This window comes from Legionella massiliensis, from assembly GCF_000756815.1.
GTDB lineage: Bacteria > Pseudomonadota > Gammaproteobacteria > Legionellales > Legionellaceae > Tatlockia > Tatlockia massiliensis.
Genome location: NZ_CCVW01000001.1, coordinates 360,964 through 379,890, shown reverse-complemented (window position 1 = coordinate 379,890; position 18,927 = coordinate 360,964). Strand labels below are relative to the sequence as shown.

Sequence of the window (18,927 nt, the reverse complement as noted above, 5' to 3'; positions counted from 1 at the left end):
TAAAGACGAGTACGTCTACTCTTTATGAACTTCACGCCAAGTATTTAGCATCGCACAAAATAAGTCCGCAGTTTTCTCTGCATCATAAATGGCAGAATGAGCTTCATTAGGATCAAAACTAATTCCTGCTGCCTTTACCGCCTTCGCCAAAACAGTTTGCCCATAGATAAGACCAGCCAAAGTTGCCGTATCAAAACAGGTAAATGAATGAAATGGTGATGCTACACCAGTCCGTTTAATGGCTTCTTTGACAAATAACAAATCAAACCAAGCATTATGGCCTACTAAAACGGCACGTTGGCATTTAGATTTCTTTAAAGCTTGATGAATAGGGATAAATAGCTTTTCCAAGGCTTGCTTTTCATCGACAGCAAATCGAAGTGGTTGAAAAGGGTCAATTTGGTTGAATTCAAGCGATTTTGCATCGAGCTCCGCACCATCAAAAGGCAGAATATGCTCAAAATAAGTAGAGCCACGAATAAAAAAACCTTGCTCATCGATATCAACTAAAACAATAGACATTTCTAGCAAGGCATTTTTCTGGGGATTAATTCCAGCCGTTTCTACATCCACTACAACGGGCATAAATCCGCGAAATCTATCTTTTAATTGTTTGCTAAAGGCAATATCACGCAGATTCATAAACGCTCCATTCCAATTCTTCGCCAGCGGCGACAGGGACAACTTGTTCCTTTCCCAAAGGGAGTTCCTTGGGAATGGATTGTGAAATTCTTTTTAATAAAAGTTCTGACTGATTAATAGGAAGCTGATAAAACTCAGCACCAAAGTGCCCAAGAAAAGCGTTAAGTCTATCAAGCTGATTTAGCTCTGCAAAGCTTTGTGCATACATGGCGACAGCATAAGGGGCTGAATAGATCCCAGCACAACCACAGGCGCTTTCTTTCGAAGTTTGGGCGTGTGGAGCACTATCAGTGCCGGCAAAGAATTTACGGTTACCACTAGTTGCGGCCTGTTGCAAAGCTTTTTGATCGGTTTCCTTCTTTAATATAGGTAAACAATAGTAATGAGGGCGAATACCCCCCGCTAAAAGTTGGTTTCGATTATAAAACAGATGATGAGGAGTAATTGTCGCGGCAATATTCTCTGATGCTTGGGTTACAAACTCAACTGCAGACTTTGTTGAGATATGCTCTAATACAATACGGAGCTTGGGAAAGTTTGCTGCTAATGGCGCTAAACAGGTTTTAATAAACTCAGCTTCTCTATGAAAGATATCCCCATGCGTAACCTCACCGTGAATCTGTAATACCAGATTTTGTTGCTGCATAATATCCAATAGAGGATAGAGTGCTTTCAAAGAGCGCGCTCCTTCATCAGAGTTGGTTGTTGCACCAGCGGGATATAATTTAGCACCTAAAATGCAAGGAAAGTTTTTTGCGTTTTGCAAGTCTTCAGGATTTACTTGTTCGTTTAGATAGAAGGTCATATAGGGATTAAAAGAATAGTCTTGCTGCAGCGCTGAAAGAATTCGCTCCCGATATGCAAGTAAAGCGTCGAGCGAAATAAGTGCTGGTTTTAAATTAGGCATTACCAGAGCACGAGCAAAATGTTTGGCTGTGGCTGAAACTGTGTTCTCAAGAACCAAGCCGTCACGAAAATGGACATGCCAATCATCGGGTCGAGTAATTAATAAGGATTGCACAATAAAGGTTCCGGTAAAATTGCCGATAAATAGAGAATAACACGGATTTTAGGCGGGATGCGCAAAAATGGCATTGGAGAGATGCACACAATGGTTAGCTAAGTTGACAATTGTATACAGTTTATCGATAAATAGTCTTCATGCGGCTGTAAACCTTAATTATATAAGCCCAATGGGAACAGAAAATTGGCATATGAGTGGCAATCGCCTACGCTGCGGCCTGGCGTTGACAATCCCCAACTATGGAATAGCTTATTTTGAACAATATGCCGCAAGACCTGCACACTTTATTATGAGTTATTGGCAGCAGGTGCAAAATCCACGTCCTACGGCAGTCGTTGCTAAACCTCCTGTATGGAAGCCGGGCGGGCAAGTATTCTTGGTAGCAAAAACTTCGATTACCCCGGGAGAATATGCGCTTTATCTACCAAGAGATCCCGCAATTAAATTGTTAAATTATCTAGCAGAGGGGTATCAAACCAGTTTCCAGTATATGTCAGAGCAAGGTTTTCCTACCTCTGTCTCACTATCTCCAATTCGTTTTCAAAAGGTCTATGCTAAATATCAGCGGTGCCTTGGAGCACTTCTACCATTCGATTATGAAAGCGTGAGAGAATCTATTGTATTATTTGAAAATAACAGCTATGAACTCAGTGAAACTGCGAAAAAACAACTAAGAAAAGTTGCTGAATACAGCCATGCGGATCACTCCGTCAAGCGTATTAAGATTGCCGGCTATACCGATGATACTGGGCGTAAATCTTATAATAATGCTGTATCAGAAGACAGGGCTGAGGCCGTTAAGGAGTATTTGCTTGATCTGGGGGTGCAGGAAGAGGATATATCAATAACCTGGTATGGCATTAAAAATCCAGCGGCACCGAATGATACGGAAGCTGGAAAGGCGATTAATCGTCGTGTGATAATAAAAATAATTAAATAAATCAATGGGTAACTAAAGCCATAAGTCTACTAGAATATTATCTTATCTAAAATTCTTGGCAATTCACTTTATTATCTGTTACAGTTTGTCCAGGTTTAGCCAACCTGTTGATTCCAATTAGTTAAATAGCTTGAAAAATTGAATTATATCAGCAATCCAGTCACAATTTTCAAAAAGGTGCTACTTATGGTTATCTGCTTTATCACATGATTGGTAGAGAATTAATTACAGTGGGCATAAAAAAAACATTGTCGATTGCAAAGCTAAATAATTTATCGAATTAATAGAGAAAATATGTGGAAATAGTGTTGACTTTGAGAAAGTAGCACTTGATAATTTGCCTATGTACGTTCTCGGATAGAGCGATGATTGCGTACTGTGGTCAATCCCATGATGTGGTTTGACGGCTAAACGGGAAATTAATAATAAAAAAGTGGAGATGAAGCATGTTAAATTTGAAGAAAGCAGCGGTAGCTGTTCTTGCTTTAAGTAGCAGTGCAGTATTTGCTGGTACCATGGGACCTGTTTGTACCCCTGGTAATGTTACCGTACCTTGTGAAAGAACTGCGTGGGACTTCGGCGTACAAGCTCTGTACCTTCAACCTACGTTGAGCGCTGGTAACGGTTACGACTTCTACAATACAGATTTCAATGGTGTAAGACGTTACCATGATTTCGATCCTGATTGGGGTTGGGGCTTCAAGTTAGAAGGCTCTTACCACTTCCATACTGGCAACGATCTGACTGTTAGCTGGTACCACATGAACAAGTCAACTGACAATCATTTCGGTGATTTCGTTCTGCCTAACCTGAACATCGTCACTGCAAACGGTATTCAACTTGGTAACTCTTTGAGAACAAGTTTCGAACCTAAGTGGGATGCTGTTAACGTAGAATTAGGTCAGCATGTTGATTTCAGCGAATGGAAAGTAATCCGTTTCCATGGTGGTGTTCAATACGCTAGAATCGAGCACGATTATGACGCGAACCTAACTACTCCAGTTTCTTTCCCAAGATACGGTGTTGTTGCAGGAGTTCCTTTCCGTTTAGCTTCTGCTGAAACTAAGTTCAACGGTTTCGGTCCTCGTGTAGGTGCTGACATGTCTTACAACCTCGGCAATGGTTTCGCTGTCTATGCAAATGGCGCAACTGCTCTGTTGATTGGTCAAGGCAAATTCAGAAGTTCATTTGGTTATGTTCCATCACTGACAACTCCGTTGTTTGGTATCCCAGGTCATGGTTCAAAAACTACTATGGTTCCAGAAATGGAAGCCAAGTTAGGTGCTAAATACACTTACGCAATGGCTCAAGGTGATTTAACTCTGGACGCTGGTTACATGTGGGTTAACTACTGGAATGCTAACCACATCCTAGTTGGTCATAGCGATGGTACTTACAGTTCTCGAGAAAGCAACTTTGCTCTGAGCGGCCCATACGTTGGTCTGAAGTGGGTTGGTAACGTATAATTGCTAGACTAGCAATGCTTTAGTAAAGCCCATCACTTGTTGATGGGCTTTTTTTTAGATAAATGGAGTGATCATGTTGAAAAAAACAACCTTAGCAATTCGTAACTTAGCCGTCAGTGGCTTCGCATCAGCTGTAGCTGTTTTTGGTTTAAGTAGCAGTGCAGTATTTGCTGGTACAATGGGTCCCGTCTGTACCCCGGGTAATGTTACCGTCCCATGTGAAGAAAGAAAGTGGGATCTTGGAGTACAAGCCCTATATTTGCAGCCCACATACACTACAGCAAAAGGTTATGAAAGCCGCTTTGTTGATCTTCGCCCAAACTTTAATTACAAAAGCACTCAACCAGATTGGGGTTGGGGTTATCGTATAGAAGGGTCTTATCATTTCCATACTGGCAACGATATAACAATGACCTTAATGCACTATGATATAGATTCTGATATCGGTGGTTTTATTGGATCCACAAGATTTGCACGTACCAGTGTCCCCTATGGGATACATGAAGAAAATAAATTTGACCAAGTAAACTTAGTTCTTGGGCAGCACGTAGATATGGGGGAGTGGAAAAAAGCTCGCTTCTATGGTGGTTTGCAGTATGCGAAAATTCGCGTTGATATCGCTAATAACTATAGGGCAGTTCCAACGGCTCTCTTAGCACAAGGTGTGTTAGGATTCGAACAATATCGCAACTCAGATGTTGATGGTGTCGGTCCAGTAGTAGGAATTGATTATTCCTATGATTTGGTGAAAGGCTTTAGCGTTACTGCAAATACCGCCTCTTCATTGCTTTACGGAACAACCCGCTACTCGGAAGGCTATGTTTTTGCGCCATCAGGGTTAATACAGTTTCATAGCACTCGTTCTCGCAAAGTAGTTGTACCTAGCTTAGAAGCTAAATTAGGGCTTAAATATGTACACGAGTGTGCGCAAGGAACTTTAAATATTGAAGGTGGTTTCCAGGCTCTAAATTACTTCCAAGCATTTGAATCAAGAGGGCAAGTAGGGTTTGGCGCAGGTACATTTAATAACGACTTCGGCCTCTATGGACCCTATTTTGGTGCTAAATGGGTAGGAAATGTATAATCTAATCTAAGTGATTCTACTATCTTGTCCCGTTCTTAAAACCTGAATAGCTAAGCAAGATAGTAAAATTAAATAATAGATACTCGTAGCATAAAAGAATGCTCCATAAAAAAGCCCATAATACAGTGGGCTTTTTTTATGAGTTTTCTATTTCTAAAAGTATAACTAAAAAATATGTCTATATACTAGGCACTGCGATTTTTGCGCGATATACTCCTTCTTCCATAAAATCCAGGAAGTAAAAAAAATAGTCAGGAGTATCTCGTGTGAAGCACATAGCACTAGTAATTGCCATTTCTCTCTTGTCTAGTTCACTATTTGCAGCTGACAATGAAGAGTTACAGCGTGAAATTAAACTTTTACAAGAGCAAACAAGACAATTGCAATCTCAATTAAATCGTTTGCAAAAAAAGCTAGTAGCACAAACAGCTACAAAACCGCTTAAGAAAGCGCCTGTTAGGCCAGCAAAAGCGAAAACTCCTCCTCCATCACAGGCAAAACAGGTGGTCGCAGCGAAAACACCTAAAGGTCCTCCACCTAAATCGACGCCTCAACTAATAAAAGAAGAAGGTAAGACTTATCATTCTAGTCAGCTAATGGTGCATGTAGTTGATCAAGACAAGAGTACAACAGGCTTCTTCCCAACCGCATTAATCGCAGATGGTCGGGTAATTAGCTATATTGCTGGGACCCCTATAGTTAGCGCACCTTATCTTGGAGATAGGCCGGCTTTTGATGGTTCGGATTATATTGTCAACATTTCAAGTATTAATCGCGATATTCGTCTGATGGAACAGAGAAGGCGTCTATATAGGGCGTATGAAAGTATAGGCTACCCCAAACCAAATATGCCTATTATCGCTATCAGCGGTAAAGTTGAACCTGTTGCAATGATTAATCAACCCTATGTTGGAAAATATCAGTCCGATGTCAATTTAGGATCAAGTGAGCTTGATGTTGCTGCAGCCTTAAATGATAAGGTTGAGGCATTTATGTCTGTGGCATACGATGATACACCACCACCAGTTGGGCCTCGTGTTGATAATTCTGTCTTCAGTTTGAATATGGGATTTGTCAACGTTGGTAATCTAGATAAAACACCTTTCTATTTTACTGCTGGTCAGATGTATGTTCCCTTTGGACGATACTCTACTTCTATGATCAGTTCGTCATTACCACTGCGGTTGGCAAGGACCAAGTCAAGGCCTTTCGTTGTGGGTTATAAGTCACAAGCCGATCATGGACCCTATGCCGCTGTTTATGGGTTTAAGTCTGATACAGATTTAGGACACTCTGGGATTGGGGGTGTAAATTTAGGATATACCGTTAAATCAGGCGAGCTTTCAGGGGATCTTGGCGTGAGTTATATCAGTTCTTTAACTGATTCAGCAGGAATGCAAAATACGGGATCTGCTCCCTTTACAACCTTTGGTGGTTTTGCTTCAGCAACTAATGGTAGTGAGCTGATTCATAAAGTAGCTGGTGTTGATGTCCATGGAAACCTCAGTTTTGACCGCTATAGCTTAACCGCTGAGTGGGTAGGAGCATCTCGAGGCTTTAAAACAAGAGATTTGAGCTTTATGGGTAGAGGCGCAAAGCCTCAGGCGGCGCAACTTGAAGCTGGTGTCACCTTTATGGCTTTCAAAAAACCTGCATCATTTGCAGCAAGCTACCAGTGGACGAAGGATACCTTAGCGCTTAATTTGCCAAAACATCGAATTAGTGGGGTATTTAATATTTCCATTTGGAAAGACACGGTTGAAAGTCTTGAATATCGCCATGATGTTGATTACCGAACCACTCAGTTTGCCAATGGTATTTCAGCACCGGGCTTCAACAATCTGCCTACCTTTGGAACGGGCCGCTCAGCAGATGCTTTGATAGGCCAGATAGGTGTATATTTCTAAATTCTACTTAAACTCCGTATGAGGTTCGCTTCATACGGGATAAGAGCCTATTTCATTGCAAACGTCTTCCAGCAAAAAATAAATAATCATTTTCAGCATAAAATGCTGCTATGCTTATCATCATAAGAACAGAAACCAAATAAATCTAATTAAGGAATGCAAGATGATAGGATCTAACTTGCTCCGCTACCTACTGACCATCTGTTTTCTAGTCTTCTTTATTTTACCCAACAGTAGCGCTACAAAAGTAGTGGAATTTACTGTGGATGGGGCTATTGGCCCTGCTACGGCTGATTATTTATCACAAGGTATAGGCGAAGCACAAAATGCTGGTTTGATACTTATTAATCTTGATACACCAGGAGGGCTAGATAGTTCAACCAGGCAAATTGTACAGGAAATTTTAGGTTCAAAGGTGCCAATTGTGGTTTATGTTGCACCAAATGGTGCGCGTGCCGCGAGTGCCGGCACGTTTTTACTTTATGCTAGTACGCTAGCTGTAATGGCACCCGGTACCCATTTAGGTGCTGCAAGCCCAGTTAACTTAATGTCTGAAATGGATGAGCAAGGTGGCTCCGAAAAATCGACAATGGATAAAAAAATAACCAATGATAGTATTGCCTATATTCGCTCGCTAGCTCAACTACGCGAGCGTGATCCAATCTTTGCTGAGAAGGCGATACAAAATGCAGCGACCATGACTGCTAGTGAGGCGCTGAATGCAAAGGTGATTAATTTTATTGCTAATAACCAAACAGACTTGCTATCGCAATTAAATGGACAAATGGTTATGCAAGATGGTCAGAAAATTCAGCTACAAACTAAGAATGCAGAGATTGAAAGCAGATCACCCAATTGGCGAACCAGATTTTTGGAGGCAATAACAAATCCTACGGTTGCTTATATGATCTTGCTGTTGGGTATTTATGGTATTTTCTTTGAGTTTCTAAGTCCTGGATTTGTCCTGCCAGGTGTTGTAGGTGCGATCGCTTTGCTAGTAGCACTCTATGCACTACAGCTCCTATCTGTTAATTATGCTGGCTTAGGCCTGATTATACTTGGGCTAATCTTTATCATTGCGGAAGCTTATACACCGAGCTTTGGCGCTTTGGGGCTAGGTGGTACCCTGGCATTTGTTTTGGGCTCAATTTTATTGATCGATAGTGACCAGCAAAGTTATCAAATTGCCCGCTCGGCCATTCTAGCAATGGCTGTTACGAATCTCATTATCCTGTTAGGAATAGTGACAATGACCCTTAAAGCGAGGAAAAAGCAATTGCAGCATGGGGTAAATTTGCTAGTTGGTGCAGAAGGAAGGGCTTTAGGGGAAATTAATGTGTATGGGCAAGCAGTTATCAAGGGTGAAATTTGGAGTGTGCATGCTAAAGATCGTATCGTAGCAGATAGTAGGATAAAGGTAATTGCTACAGACGGTTTGCAATTGGAAGTGGAAGAAATAAGCGCCCAAGGATAAGGAGGATGTCATGATTTCATTTTTAGGATTTTTGATTATTATTGGTGCTTTTTTATGGATGTCCGCATTAAAAGTTTTACGTGAATATGAGCGTGCAGTTGTGTTTATGCTTGGTCGCTTCTGGCGAGTTAAGGGCCCAGGTTTAGTTGTTCTTATCCCTATTGTACAGCAAATGGTGCGTGTTGATCTGCGAACCGTGGTTATGGATGTACCTAGTCAGGATGTGATTTCGCGAGATAATGTTTCTGTACGAGTCAATGCTGTGCTTTATTTCCGTGTTGTTGATCCGCAAAGAGCAATAATTCAGGTGGAAAACTACCTTGAAGCGACTAGCCAATTAGCACAAACGACATTACGTTCGGTTTTAGGACAGCATGAGCTTGATGAAATGCTGGCTGAAAGAGATAAACTCAATGCTGATGTGCAAAAGATAGTTGATGCTCAAACGGATGGGTGGGGGATCAAAGTATCTAACGTGGAAATTAAGCACATTGATCTTGATGAAAGTATGATCCGGGCGATTGCCAAACAAGCTGAAGCAGAACGTGACAGGCGAGCAAAAGTGATTAACGCAGAAGGTGAATTACAGGCTTCAGAAAAATTATTCCAAGCAGCACAGGTGTTGGCGCAGGAGCCGCAATCTATGCAGCTACGTTATTTGCAAACACTAAACACCTTAGCAAATGGAAATGCTTCGACAGTGATCTTTCCAATGCCACTTGAGTTAGGTGAGTTGTTACGGAAGCTAGGAGAAAGTAAAGCGAAGGGTTAACAATGGTCAAATTTTAGATAAATTTTAAGAAATCAGCTTCCCCTACTAAATGCTTTGTGGTAGAAGGTTGTTCTTTGTCAAATATATTAGGCAGGCATTTATGGCAATTAAGTCGGATCAATGGATAGAAAAAATGGCGTTGGAACATGGAATGATTTCTCCATTTCAACGAGGTCAAGTTCGAGAGACTGATAGTGGTCGCATTATTTCCTACGGTGTTTCCAGCTACGGTTATGACGTACGTTGTGCAGATGAGTTTAAAATATTCACAAACATAAATTCAGCAATAGTTGATCCTAAAGCTTTCGATCAAAATAGCTTTGTTGATGTGAAATCGGACGTTTGTATTATTCCACCTAATTCTTTTGCTTTGGCACGAACAGTTGAGTATTTTCGTATTCCGCGCACAGTGTTAACCATTTGCTTGGGTAAATCGACCTATGCACGCTGCGGTATTATTGTGAATGTTACGCCTCTTGAGCCTGAATGGGAGGGACATGTAACTCTGGAGTTTTCAAACACTACTCCCTTACCGGCCAAAATTTATGCTCATGAAGGTGTAGCTCAGATGTTGTTCTTAGAGTCAGATGAGGTATGCGCTGTTTCTTATCGTGATAGAGGTGGTAAATATCAAGGTCAGACTGGCGTAACACTGCCACGTACGTGAGATATAGCCATTCCCCTTTGTCATCCGCAGCGAAGGATCTCCGAGATTAGCACAGTGCTGCATTCAGGAGATCCTTCGCTGCGCTCAGGATGACGAGGTATGGCTTAATCCTTTAAGTGCAAAAAGGCACTCTTAATGGTATTTAAGCCCTTGCTTAGTTCTCTTTCGATTTGTAAGGATTTTCGTGCTCCCGAATTATATTTTTCTAGCAGATTGTGATTGAATTCGTGGAGTTGATTGACGAGTTTTTCTCTATTGTTAAGAAAGCTCTCCATGGCTCGTTTACTCTGCAAACTAAAGAAAATTTCCAAAGCAGCGAACTCAGCGTTTAATTTATCGATAGCTTGCAGCATGGTTTCAGTGAGTTCAGTCGATTTTTGTTTGAAGCAGCTGTCAATATGTTGCTCAAGCTCCCTAAGTTCAGTCATGATTTGTTGTCGCTTGTCTCTAATACCTTGTTCTGTTTCTGCCTGTGCATGGGTGAGATGTACCTGAATTCTATCAATTTTATCAAGAAGTAAGTTCCTTTGTTGGGTGCTTAGCTGCTTGTATTCTTTGAATTTACGTTTCACAGTGACCAGGCTATTGCGTAAAGACATTATTAGGGTTTCATATTTTTGCAAGACTTGCTCATGGGTATGTGTTAAATCATCCTCGAGGGCAGTTGCTTCCATTTCTAGATAACTTAATCGGTGATCTATTCGTTGGCGATATTCATGAATAGTAGCCATATTTAGCTCCTTCAGTCATTTTTTAATTTCGATTTAACCTTAACGTCAGTTATGGATAAGAGTCATTTAAAATCTTCGATAAATTAAAGTACTCTACGCTAAAAGTGCCCAAAAATGCTCGAATTAGCCCTGCTAGTCCTGCGCTTTTGCCTCGATTACTTTGATTTCTCTCGATGTTAAATGACTCTTATCCATAACTGACGTTAACCTTAGGCCAGGAGTTAGGTTTTGTCAAAAAAACGACCAATCAGGACTGTTGTTCTAGAGGAGGATGAAGACCGCCAAGCCAGCGTGGCGTTATTCTTTGCAAATCAACATTGTTCATCATTGCAAAAATTTTTCCTGGTTTATATTGCTTGTGAATGAGGAGGAAAAGAGGTGCCTTTTCAAGAGAAAACCATTGAAATGCGCTATTGAAATGTACTATTTGCGCAGGCCATTGCGGTGTTTCTTCCAAGAAGAAACGTATATAGTTTCCAGTTAATTCGCTACCATCCGTGCTAATAACAACCACATTTTGTCGTAAATAAAAGGGTAACCCGGTTGGCATGCATTTATAACACACTACTTTGCCTCCTTCCGGCATAAGTGTGTGAATTTTTTCTGCTAATCGACGCGAAGAAATCTGCTCTGCGTACTCTTTGATTCCTGGGGTACCTACAATGCCCAATAAAATAGGGGTTAATGTAAAGACAGTAAGCATAGCGAGGGTGTTGCGGCTCAGCCTTGCCCCTATTCCTGCCAGGCAAATTATCGGTAATACAACTAACATGGATGGCGATAACAACTGCAGTTGCGCAGAGATTTTTTCTTGTAAATGAATCAATTGTTGCAGATTGAACACATCAAAGTGGTAAGTTGCTAAGGCTATGGCTGCAAGGCCGCAGACAAATACTAGTAGCATAGTAGAGCGTTGAATGGCCTGCTTTGCAATCGCATGTGGATTTTTCAGGGCGATACTAAAGGCGCGTGCCATGAGTATCCCTAGAGCAATTATGGCTGGAAGAATGTATCCCGGTAACTTTGATTTGGACACTGAAAAAAAGAGGACGACAATTATTGCAAAAACGGTCAACAAACGATCTGCCCGTAAAGCTTTAGATCTTTCTCTCCACCCATGTATACCCATCTCTGTTAAGAGCAAACTCCAAGGAAAGAAGACTGCTAAAAGGACTGGGATGTAGTAATAAATGGAACCTGCTCGATGCATTTTTCCTGTTGAAAAAAAGCGCTCGAAGGTTTCGGTAAAAAGTCCGTAGTAAGCAAAATCGGGTCTATGCCAAAGAACGGAGAAAAACCATATGGAGACAATTGTAAAAAAAACAAACATATTCAAGGGGGAAAGGAAGTATTTACCCCCTTTCATCTTAGAACTGCGTAAATAAGCGAATAAACCAATCACCGGTAAAATAAAGCCCACTGGACCTTTTACTAAGGTCGCGAAAGCGGCGCTTACCACAGTTAACAGCGTCCAGATTTTAACCCTAGTTTGATTATTCTTCAGCAAATGTTCTATAGCTATATAACCAGCGAACAAGGTTGCTGTGACAAAAAAAGTTAACTCCATATCCAAGATCGTGGTGCGTGAAAAAATAATAAAGAGTGGTGTGGTTCCTAAAATTAATACGGCAAGTGTTGCAACGGTTAGATCATAGACATGAATACAGAATAAGCAGACCAAAATTAAAGTGAAAAGGCCAAATATCGCTGATGGTAGTCTTGCCGCGGTTTCATTTTCGCCAAAAAAGTTAAACGAGAGGGCAACGGTGTCAAAATAGAATGCTGGTTTGTCCAAACGAGGCAGGCCATTATATAGAGGAACGATATAGGAGTGAGCTTCTCTCATCTCTCTGGCAATTTCGGCATTTCGTCCTTCATCGGGATCTATTAAAGGTAATTTCCCTAAATTGGCAAAAATGCCACCAAGGGCTATTAACCAAGCCAATAACAAAGAGAACACTTTAGCCTTTGACATTAATTCCTCTCGCGATGATTCGTCTGCGCTTTTAGGATCAGGGATTGGGACGCAATAATACCAGAGACAATCTTTCTTTATAATACTCCTTGAATAGCAATAACGAGGAATACTAGAAAAAATCCAGAATTTGAATTTCTACGCAAAACACATAAACCGTGGCCTTTGTTTACAACAAAGACCCTGTTTTAGTTCATTTTCGCTAGTCATCATCTTTTAAAGGGATTTTCCCGCGAGAGGCATCAACCCGTTCTCTTAATTCCTTACCTGGTTTAAAGTGAGGGCTGTATTTGGCTTCAGTAACCACTTTTTCACCCGTCTTGGGATTATGGGCGTTTCGGGGAGGCCGGTAATGTAGGGAAAAACTACCAAATCCACGGATCTCTATCCGTTTATTATTAATTAGAGCTTCACTCATTAATTCAAGTATACGATTAATGCAGTCAGCCACTTGCTTCTCTGGGAGATGTGTCAGTTTTGCAGCAAGGTTTGCAATGAGTTCCGATTTAATCATACCCACCTCGGTTAGCCGCGTTGATAGGGGTCAGCACCAAGACAGCAAAGGTGATGACTTTCTTTACTACTCTATTTCAGTATAGACGGGTAAAGAAATTATTCAATCTTATCAATTAACTGTAGCAATATAATCTATTGCAATGCAATCCCCTTCCCATGCGGGATTAAGAAAAATTACAAGTGACTTGTAAAAAAAATACGTCTTTCTATGATTTCTCTAGGGATGATTGATCGTCTGGCGTTGTTGAATGAATGCTGAAACAATGCCCCAAGTCATTGCTACCTTAGTCTTGTGGATAGTGAGGAATTGTTTGGAGCGTAGCGGCTTGGAGGTGCTAATGACTAGGGCGCCTGGTTTTAGTTGTTCTAGGTGTTTGGATATTGCGAGCCAGACCTCACCCAAAAAAGCGGTTGCATTGATAAAAACAAGGGATGCGTCTGTTAATTCAACTTGGAGGAAATCATTGTTCTTAAATTCAATACAAGAGCCATTTTCCTGATACTCTGTTTTTAGCATTAAACGCTGTTGTTGTGAGGTGGCAGCATTGTGTAAGCCGGGGAAGAGCTCAATCCCACAAGATTTTTTGACATTAAAGACCATAGAACAAGCCAAAACAGCTTTACCTGTGCCTGAGCCTAAATCATAAAAAACAGTCGAGGGGTTTGGTTGGCATAGTGAGAGCAAAGCAATAAAGGGTTCAAAGATAATTTCGCCATAGACATATTCTGGGGAATCAGAGACAGTTCTTTCCTGACGCGATAAACTAAAGCCGTCAACATCAGCATAAAGTTGTTCGAAGACAGCAGCATGCTTATTGAGCGACAAGGCTTTGCGCCAACGGATAATGTTTAGTTTGCGTCGACTATTTTTGTTGCAAAGAAACGCTACAACAATAATGACGATAACTATTAAAATTAAAAGCCACATAGGAGCCCTTTCTCTGGGTTTTGAAAATGATTAAAGCCATTTTTACTGTTAGTTGTTCTATTCTGATTATTCTTACTCTATTAATGTATCTCTTCCAAAGAAATTTAATTTATTTTCCAGCAAGGGAGATGCCAAGTCGCCAAGTATTTCATGCGGAAGATATGCAAGAGCTTTGGCTTAAAACCTCGGATGGGCTCAATTTGCTGGCTTGGTATAAGCCAGCCCAAGCTAATCAACCCACATTATTGTTTCTACATGGGAATGCTGGCCATATTGGCAATCGAATGCCTTTAATTCGCCAGTTTCTACGTGCAGGATTTGGTGCCTTGCTTCTTGAGTATCGTGGTTATGGTGGCAATAAGGGCAAGCCAGCCGAGGAGAGTTTATATTCAGATGCTCGAGCTGCAATGCATTTTTTGCAAGAGCAAACCAATTCCTCGCGCTCAGTGGTGCTCTATGGTGAGTCTTTAGGAACAGGTGTTGCTGTAAAAATGGCTTCGGAATTTCCTATTTGCGCATTGGTCTTGCAATCGCCTTATACCTCATTGTCAGCTGTCGCTCGTTATCACTATCCCTGGATTTTTATCCCTCCCTTGGACAAATTTGACTCGTTAGCACGAATCTCGACAATAAAAGCCCCTGTACTGATTTTACATGGTAAGCGGGATCAGATTGTTCCTTTTGAGCAAGGGCTGGAGCTTTATAATCAGGCCAATGAGCCTAAGAGGCTGGTTGCTCCTGATAATAAGGGTCATAATAATCTTTGGGATGATGATTTTGCTAAAACGGTTATTCATTTTATTCAGACATATTGTGCTTAATTTTCTTAGATATTTCGAATCCACGTGGCCAATCTGTGGGAATTCGAATTCTTTTTGGTATATCTGTTTTTTTTCATATAAATATGATTCGTATTTGCACTATACTGGTTAATATTTCCTTAATTTAAATTTCTTACAATGATTCTTAATAGATGAAATTGGCTAGGAGATTAACATGGCGGAGAAAATAAGTACGCCGGTTACATCAGGATTTTTTGGTTCTAAATTTAAAACAGACCTTCCTCATAATACACGTGCGGTAAATACGACATCCAAATTAACTTATGTTGACGTTGGTGGCGATGCTGATTCTGATTTCAGATCGGTTGCTGCAGCAATGATTGATAATATTTTACTTGTTAGATCTCGTGCTAATCAGGATCTTGCCAAGAAGTTGTTGGAAATACATGCTACCCATTTTGAGCAAACACAGATTCCAGTACGCTTAATGACTCATGCAGAGATTTTGGCGAAATTGTTAGAAGCACCTCAGTCTCGCGCTAAATTTCTTAATGAATTAGCCTATGCTTTGCGCCAGGAAACTGTGAGTGAAATGGTTAACAATCCTGTAAGGTATCGTCCTGCCTTTGTAGCGAACAAAAACCTTAGCCCAGAAGAGATGCGTCAGCAATCCACCAAGTTACATCCTTGTGCTATGGCAGCCTTATCAACGGCTATGCAGGTTCCAGTTGAGCTTCATGAAGTGGAACCTAATAAAGAAGGTCAAAAACTTACCGTTTATAATGCGGGACTACAGCTGCACTCAGCCAGCCCAATTGCCTTGTTACGTCATGGTGACGATAATTTTGCACTGCTCAATCGACCAGAATATTTTTCAATGATGAATAGACAGAAAATTGAGCCAATTCATCCAAAGGCGGTATCGTTCAAGGATCCTTTGCTTGAAGAGATTCATGTGAAAATTGCTGCTGAAGATCAGTATTTAGTCCAAGAGTATGAGCATACAGTAAAGCGCTTAAACAAATGGTTGCAAGTTGGTGAGCTGAGCAAAGAGTCTTTGCTGAATGGATATATAAAAAACCTGGGTAGCGAGCATCAAGAGCAAACAAAGTATGTCGGTATTGAGCACGGTTCTCAGCATTTATTTGAGGAGCTCCTGACTGCGCGTAAAATGCTGCTCCCCATGCAATCTGCAGGTGCAAATCATGAAGAGCAAGTAACTAGTGAGCTAGTTCGCGCTGTAGCTCGGAAAGTGAGCACAGGCCAGATGGATATTTCCCTCGTTTATGAAGCGGAAGAAAAGCCTTCTCTGAGTATGTAACAGCATTCCGTCATCCTTCGCTGCGCTCCCAAAGACGTACGTCATGTCGAGCGTAGAGAGACATCTCCTGATGTGTAGCACTGTGCTAATCCCGGAGATCCCTCACTATGTTCGGGATGACGAGGTCTTTATCGATGTTTGCCCCAAAGGGGCTTGGCGCTCAGGATGACGTCTGAGTATCAGATAAATCCCTGTTCTTTCATCCACTCGTCATTCGCGTATTTGGACATGTAGTTACGAATAGAGTCTGGAAGTATCACCAGGCATTTTTGCCCTGCGGTTAATGATGCTGCAGCCTCCAAAGCACCCCACATTGCTGCACCAGAGGAACCTCCAACTAAGAGACCTTCCTCGCTGATGAGTTGTCTGGCAACACGAAATGAATCGGCGTCGGTGGTTTTTATATAACGATCAATGAGCTTATTGTCCAAAACATCCGGGAAAAAATCATAGCCAATGCCTTCAACAAGGTAGGGTTTTATTTCGTCACCGCCACCTAAAATAGAACCGACAGGATCGATGCCTACAACTTGGATAGCTGGATTGTATTCCTTCAAGCGTTTGGCTATTCCAGTTATCGTGCCGCCAGTACCGACGCCTGCGACGACCATGTGTAGGTCCTTACCGAAGTCATCAATAATTTCCTGAGCTGTACCACGATAATGGGCATTAGGGTTATCGGGATTTGAGTATTGATCAAGGATATGGGAATTCGGGATTTTTTGCTGTAAATCTTTAGCTAGGGAAATATGGCTATCCGGATCATTCCAAGCTGCCTCTGTAGGAGTACGATAGATGATCGCTCCTAAGCGCTCGAGAGCAACCTGCTTTTCCATACTCATTTTATTGGGCATCGTGATAATGACCTTATACCCCATGACCGCGCCAGCCAAGGCAATGCCAATTCCTGTATTACCAGAGGTGGGTTCAATCAAGGTATCGCCTGGTTTAATGCGTCCCTCACTCTCGGCATTTTTTACCATTTCATAACCAATACGGTCTTTAACAGAACCGCCGGGATTGAAGAATTCGCATTTAGCATAAAGTTCGCAGGCCAGGTTTTTACCGAGACGATTGATTTTTACTGTCGGTGTTTGCCCTATAGTCGTGAGAATATTCTGATAGATCATGAGATAAGCCTTTTAAGAAATTTTGCGAATCAGTATAAGCTGAAACAAGGTTTTCTGTAAGACCCAGGTGTTTCGCGGTTGAAGACTAGTTGAATACAGGGCAATATGTAAGGGTTTTTAGTTAGGTACTCTTATAGATACTGCCGTTAAGTTAAGTAAAATTTTTGTCATTCCCGCGAAGGCGAGAATCTGTTTCTAATTTAGCACGGTGCCAATGTGGTGATAGATTCCCGCCTTCGCGGGAATGACAAATACCCTTAACTTAATGGCAGTGACCCTTATAGAGGGTAGATTACGGAGAGCCTTCGAGATGCTTCAACAGTAGGGATTGTAAACGCGAATGAACGAGCCTTTATCTTCGGATGAGAATAATTTCCCGGATACTTCGAAAAAACCTGAGGTGCTTAATCGACGTTTTGGTCTATGGCTATTACTCGCACTATTTATAATTCTTCTCCTGGTCTATTTCATTAAGCATCGCAACCCAAAGCAAGAAGAGTCAAAGAAACCTGCAGCTGTAATGCTCACTGTTGTGCAGAACCAGAACGTCCCTATCTATATTTCCGCCCTGGGCAATGTTGTGCCGATCTACACTGTGACGGTAAAAACCCAGATCAATGGTTTGCTGATGAAGGTTTTATACAGAGAAGGACAACTCGTTAAGAAAGGGGAGTTATTGGCAGAAATCGATCAGCGGCCTCTCTTAGCTCAGCTAAGGCAATATGAGGGGCAGCTGATGCGTGATGAGGCCCTGCTTGCTAATGGGCTTGTTGATCTGGAGCGTTACCAGCGTTTATGGAAACAAGACTCAGTTTCCCAACAAACTTTGGCAACACAAGAAGCCTTGGTTAGGCAATATCAAGGAGCAGTGGGGATTGATAAGGGGCAGATTGAAAGCACAAAGGTGAATCTGATGTATTGCCAAATCATTTCGCCCATCGATGGACGAGCTGGTTTGCGCCTTGTTGATCCAGGGAATTTTGTACAGACCTCTGATACGACAGGCATTGTTGTTATCACAACCTTAAATCCAATTACCGTGATCTTTACTATCCCTGAGGATGACATAAGCAGGCTCTTACCCCAGGCTTTTGTTGGCAAGAATATAAAGGTTGAAGCCTATGATCGACAGCAAAATAAATTGCTGGCAACGGGGGCACTGCTGACCATAGATAACCAGATTGATACGACAACAGGTACTGTGAAACTAAGGGCTATTTTCGATAATAATGAGGACAAGCTTTTCGCCAATCAGTTTGTCAATATCAAATTACTAGTGAAAACCTTGCCCAACGCGACAACAGTCGCAACGGCGGCAATACAGCATAGTAACAAGGGTGATTTTGTCTATGTACTAAATCCCGATTTTACGGTGAGTACACAGGCGGTTAAAACAGGAGTGACCTTTGGGGATCTGACAGTCGTTGTGAAAGGGCTTAGTGTAGGGCAGCAGGTCGTTGTCGATGGAGCGGATAAATTGGTTAATGGTGCGAAAGTAAAAATAGCAGAAGGTATTGAGTTGTCAGAGCAAGTTGCTAGCAAAGGTCGGAGGAAAGCCTAAACGGCAA

The 18,927-nt window shown here is 41.6% G+C and carries 17 protein-coding genes; 10 read left to right on the top strand and 7 right to left on the bottom strand.

What is annotated here, in order from left to right; all coding sequences use genetic code 11:
- Positions 1–15 precede the first annotated feature (15 nt).
- Complete coding sequence (gene rnt / locus BN1094_RS01590) at positions 16–642, bottom strand: ribonuclease T (RefSeq protein ID WP_043872670.1); 627 nt, start codon at positions 640–642, stop codon at positions 16–18.
- On the bottom strand, positions 629–1,663 hold the full coding sequence (pyrC, locus tag BN1094_RS01585) for a dihydroorotase (protein ID WP_099908954.1): 1,035 nt from the start codon (positions 1,661–1,663) through the stop codon (positions 629–631). Before pyrC ends, rnt begins: the two co-directional genes overlap by 14 nt.
- A gap of 67 nt (positions 1,664–1,730) precedes the next feature.
- Here pyrC and BN1094_RS01580 point away from each other — a divergent pair, with 67 nt between their 5' ends.
- The 7 genes from BN1094_RS01580 to dcd all read left to right on the top strand — a co-directional run bounded on the left by BN1094_RS01580 (position 1,731) and on the right by dcd (position 9,976).
- Complete coding sequence (locus tag BN1094_RS01580; RefSeq protein ID WP_043872668.1) at positions 1,731–2,606, top strand: flagellar protein MotY; 876 nt, start codon at positions 1,731–1,733, stop codon at positions 2,604–2,606.
- Between the two features lie 446 nt (positions 2,607–3,052).
- Positions 3,053–4,072, top strand: coding sequence for an Lpg1974 family pore-forming outer membrane protein (locus BN1094_RS01575; RefSeq protein ID WP_043872667.1), 1,020 nt, complete (start codon positions 3,053–3,055; stop codon positions 4,070–4,072).
- A 73-nt stretch (positions 4,073–4,145) separates the two neighbouring features.
- Entirely contained in the window at positions 4,146–5,156 is a 1,011-nt protein-coding gene (locus BN1094_RS01570) for an Lpg1974 family pore-forming outer membrane protein (protein ID WP_043872666.1), read from the top strand.
- Between the two features lie 266 nt (positions 5,157–5,422).
- Entirely contained in the window at positions 5,423–7,063 is a 1,641-nt protein-coding gene (locus BN1094_RS01565; protein ID WP_043872665.1) for a FlxA-like family protein, read from the top strand.
- Between the two features lie 163 nt (positions 7,064–7,226).
- Positions 7,227–8,537 carry an NfeD family protein gene (locus BN1094_RS01560; protein ID WP_081934930.1) on the top strand — a complete coding sequence of 437 codons (1,311 nt, stop codon included), beginning with the start codon at positions 7,227–7,229 and terminating at the stop codon, positions 8,535–8,537.
- Positions 8,538–8,547: 10 nt separating this feature from the next.
- Complete coding sequence (locus tag BN1094_RS01555; protein WP_043872664.1) at positions 8,548–9,309, top strand: slipin family protein; 762 nt, start codon at positions 8,548–8,550, stop codon at positions 9,307–9,309.
- A 100-nt stretch (positions 9,310–9,409) separates the two neighbouring features.
- Positions 9,410–9,976 (top strand): dCTP deaminase, encoded by a 567-nt coding sequence (dcd, locus tag BN1094_RS01550; protein WP_043872663.1) that lies wholly within the window; start codon positions 9,410–9,412, stop codon positions 9,974–9,976.
- A gap of 104 nt (positions 9,977–10,080) precedes the next feature.
- Here dcd and BN1094_RS01545 read toward each other — a convergent pair whose 3' ends face one another.
- The 4 genes from BN1094_RS01545 to BN1094_RS01530 all read right to left on the bottom strand — a co-directional run bounded on the left by BN1094_RS01545 (position 10,081) and on the right by BN1094_RS01530 (position 14,126).
- The gene (locus BN1094_RS01545; protein WP_043872662.1) at positions 10,081–10,707 is read right to left on the bottom strand and encodes a hypothetical protein; all 627 of its coding nucleotides are present in this window, start codon (positions 10,705–10,707) and stop codon (positions 10,081–10,083) included.
- 247 nt (positions 10,708–10,954) lie between these two features.
- Positions 10,955–12,682 carry an ArnT family glycosyltransferase gene (locus tag BN1094_RS01540; protein ID WP_052403071.1) on the bottom strand — a complete coding sequence of 576 codons (1,728 nt, stop codon included), beginning with the start codon at positions 12,680–12,682 and terminating at the stop codon, positions 10,955–10,957.
- Between the two features lie 202 nt (positions 12,683–12,884).
- Positions 12,885–13,196, bottom strand: a complete 312-nt coding sequence (locus BN1094_RS01535; RefSeq protein ID WP_043872661.1) for an integration host factor subunit beta — start codon at positions 13,194–13,196, stop codon at positions 12,885–12,887.
- A 219-nt stretch (positions 13,197–13,415) separates the two neighbouring features.
- A complete protein-coding gene (locus BN1094_RS01530; RefSeq protein WP_043872660.1) occupies positions 13,416–14,126 on the bottom strand; it encodes a class I SAM-dependent methyltransferase in 711 nt (236 codons plus the stop codon).
- Positions 14,127–14,152: 26 nt separating this feature from the next.
- Here BN1094_RS01530 and BN1094_RS01525 point away from each other — a divergent pair, with 26 nt between their 5' ends.
- Both BN1094_RS01525 and BN1094_RS01520 read left to right on the top strand, forming a co-directional pair.
- Entirely contained in the window at positions 14,153–14,947 is a 795-nt protein-coding gene (locus BN1094_RS01525) for an alpha/beta hydrolase (RefSeq protein WP_043872659.1), read from the top strand.
- A 175-nt stretch (positions 14,948–15,122) separates the two neighbouring features.
- Entirely contained in the window at positions 15,123–16,229 is a 1,107-nt protein-coding gene (locus BN1094_RS01520; RefSeq protein ID WP_043872658.1) for an OTU domain-containing protein, read from the top strand.
- A 179-nt stretch (positions 16,230–16,408) separates the two neighbouring features.
- Here the strand turns inward: BN1094_RS01520 and BN1094_RS01515 are convergent, their stop codons facing one another.
- On the bottom strand, positions 16,409–17,359 hold the full coding sequence (locus BN1094_RS01515; protein ID WP_043872657.1) for a pyridoxal-phosphate dependent enzyme: 951 nt from the start codon (positions 17,357–17,359) through the stop codon (positions 16,409–16,411).
- Positions 17,360–17,699: 340 nt separating this feature from the next.
- Here BN1094_RS01515 and BN1094_RS01510 point away from each other — a divergent pair, with 340 nt between their 5' ends.
- Positions 17,700–18,920 (top strand): efflux RND transporter periplasmic adaptor subunit, encoded by a 1,221-nt coding sequence (locus tag BN1094_RS01510; RefSeq protein ID WP_043872656.1) that lies wholly within the window; start codon positions 17,700–17,702, stop codon positions 18,918–18,920.
- Positions 18,921–18,927: the final 7 nt, after the last annotated feature.